This window comes from Intestinibacter sp., assembly GCF_051866655.1.
Taxonomy (GTDB): Bacteria; Bacillota; Clostridia; order Peptostreptococcales; family Peptostreptococcaceae; genus Intestinibacter.
Map to the genome: position 1 here is coordinate 1 of NZ_JBJDXL010000418.1, position 2927 is coordinate 2927.

The 2927-nt window shown below is 31.7% G+C and carries 3 protein-coding genes; all 3 read right to left on the bottom strand.

The window, feature by feature from the left end; translation table 11 throughout:
* The coding region (locus ACI3VO_RS12610; RefSeq protein ID WP_439758253.1) for a butyrate kinase at positions 1-691 on the bottom strand (691 nt) is incomplete at its 3' end.
* Between the two features lie 17 nt (positions 692-708).
* A complete protein-coding gene (locus tag ACI3VO_RS12615) occupies positions 709-1284 on the bottom strand; it encodes an indolepyruvate oxidoreductase subunit beta (RefSeq protein WP_439758254.1) in 576 nt (191 codons plus the stop codon).
* Between the two features lies 1 nt (position 1285).
* Positions 1286-2927: thiamine pyrophosphate-dependent enzyme (locus tag ACI3VO_RS12620; protein ID WP_439758255.1), on the bottom strand; the 1642-nt coding region annotated here is incomplete at its 5' end.

Below are 2927 nucleotides of genomic sequence, written 5' to 3' on the forward strand. Positions count from 1 at the left end.
ATTTTCCACTAAAGCATAATTTTATAAGGGGTTTCACTGGAAGTTTTCCGGCTCTTTGTGGAGAAAAAGTTCCTTCTTCATCAGATAATATATCAACTACTCTTCCTTTTTCATGAGCTGTAGTACTTATTCCACCACCTAAATGTACTACAATTAAATTTAAATCTTTATACTCCTTACCCATAGATTTTGCATATTTCATCGCCATTGCTCTACTATTTAAAGCGTGAAATAAACTATGTCTATCCATACCACAAAGGCCTGAAGGTCTTGCTACATCTTTTAATTCATCTACTGATATAGAATCATATGTATATGCATTGATTCCAACCTCTTTAGCTATTGAATCTGCTATAATAGCACCTAAATTTGATGCATGATCTAAAGTAGGTCTATATCTCAATCTATCTATCATCTCATCTGTTATTAAATAGGCTCCAGATTTTACTGGTGGAAGACCTCCTACTCTACCTACTGTAGCTGTTAAATCTTTTATATCGATACCATTTTCATCTAAAGCTTTTAATATTTCAGATTTTCTCATATCATATTGATCTAAAATTGAATCAAATTTTTCTAATTCTTCTGTTGGATGATCTAATGTTTTAGAAAATAATTGTTTTTCATCTTGATATACAGCAAATTTTGTAGATGTAGAACCTGGGTTTATTGCTAAAATTAAATTTGACATATATTCCTCCTATTATATTATCCAACTAAGTTAATCCCCTTATTAAAGGCTTCTATATTTATATCTATAAATTTTGGTTTTACATTAGCTTTTATTATGCTTTCCCAATCGATATTATCTAAGTTCATTGATTTAACAAGGCATCCTAGTAATATTACATTCATTACCTTTTCGTTACCTAGCTCTTTTGCTATTTCATTTACTTTTATTAATTTTGCACCTAGTCTGTTTAATTCTTTGTCTATTTCTGCTTCTTCATAGTCAGCTTGTCCTGTTAAATTCACCATAGATTCAATTTTGAAATCATTAGCTACTATTTTTCCGCCAACTTTAAGATAATCCATATATCTAAGTGCTTCCATTTTTTCAAAAGCAACTATCATATCAGCTTCTCCTTCTTCTATAACTGGAGAATATACTGTATCTTTAGAATATCTAACATGAGTTGAAACAGAACCACCTCTTTGGCTCATACCGTGTATTTCACTCATTTTTACTGAATATCCAGCTTCCATTAATCCGATTGTCAATAATTTACTAGCAAGTATAGTTCCTTGACCTCCTACACCCACTAAAAGTATACTATTAGTCATATTATTTAGCCTCCTTTACTATTGCATCTTTTGGACAAACTTGTTTACATACTTCACAACCAACACAATCAGTTGCTTTTATTGTTACTTTCTTATCTTCTTTATTAAATGATAATGCTGGACAACCAGTCTTCATACATTTTTTACATCCTATACATTTATCGTGATCTACAACACATTTTTCCTTAAATGGTTTATCGAATTCTTCTATATCTTGTTCGCTTAATTTCTTAAGAACACAAGGCCATCTAGTTATTATTACTGAAGGTTCATCTTTTATAGCTATAGCCCAATCAAGTGCTTCTTCTACTTCTTTTAAGTTGTTAGGATTTACTATTTTTATGTGTTTAATTCCACAGTCTTTTACTAAAGCTTTGATATCTAATTGTTCAGTCACTTCACCTTGTAGAGTAAATCCTGATCCTGGATTTTGCTGATGACCAGTCATACCAGTTATTCTGTTATCTAAAATCATTGTTATACAGTTACTCTTATTGTAAGCAACTTCTATTAATGAATTTATTCCTGTATGGAAGAATGTTGAATCTCCTAATACTGCAACAACTCTCTTTGTATTTCCTTCCTTCATATTTAAAACTTTTTGGAAACCATGAGCAGTACTTATTGCAGAACCCATATCATAAGAATAATCCATTGCATTATATGGAGCTGCAAATCCTAATGCATAACATCCTATATCTCCTGCTATTACGATGTCTTTTCTCTTACCTAATTGATAAAATGCACCTCTATGTGGACATCCTGCACAGAAGCTTGGTGGTCTTGGGACTACTAATTCTTTATTATATGGAACTTTTTCTCTTGATATACCTAATATAGATTGTCTTATAACATCTGGAGTCATTTCTCCATATGGTGGTAGAGCATCTTTAACTATATTAGTTATACCTAATGCTTTTACATGATCTTCTATATATTTATCGTTTTCTTCAACTACATAGACTTTGTCTACTTTAGCTGCGAAATCTACTATTAATTTTTCTGGAAGTGGATTAGTAAATCCTAAATCTAGGTAAGATGCATCCTTTCCAAATACTTCTTTGGCAAAGTTTATACACATACCAGAAGCTATTATACCTATTTTAGTATCGTTCATTTCTACACGATTTAAAGGAGTTTCTTCTGATAATTGTAGTAATTTTTGCATTCTAGCTTCTACATTTCTTCTCATTACTCTAGCATGAGCTGGTACTGCTAAATTCTTTTTAACATCCTTTACATATTCTTTTATTCCAACTTCATTTCTATCTAAGCATTCTACAACGCCCTTTGAGTGGCAAAGTCTAGTTGTCATTCTTATTATTACAGGTGTATCGTATTTTTCACTTAATTCAAATGCTTCTATAACCATGTCTTTACATTCTTGAGATGTTGATGGTTCAAACATAGGCATTTTACCAAATTTAGCGTAATTTCTGTTATCTTGTTCATTTTGAGATGAATGTTGTCCTGGTTCGTCGGCAGTAACTACTACCATACCACCATTTACTCCTATATAGCTAGCTGTCATTATTGGATCAGCTGCAACATTAAGTCCAACATGTTTCATTGATGCAAATGCTCTTGCTCCTGCAAGTGAAGCACCTATAACTGCTTCTAATGCAACCTTTTCATTATTTGCC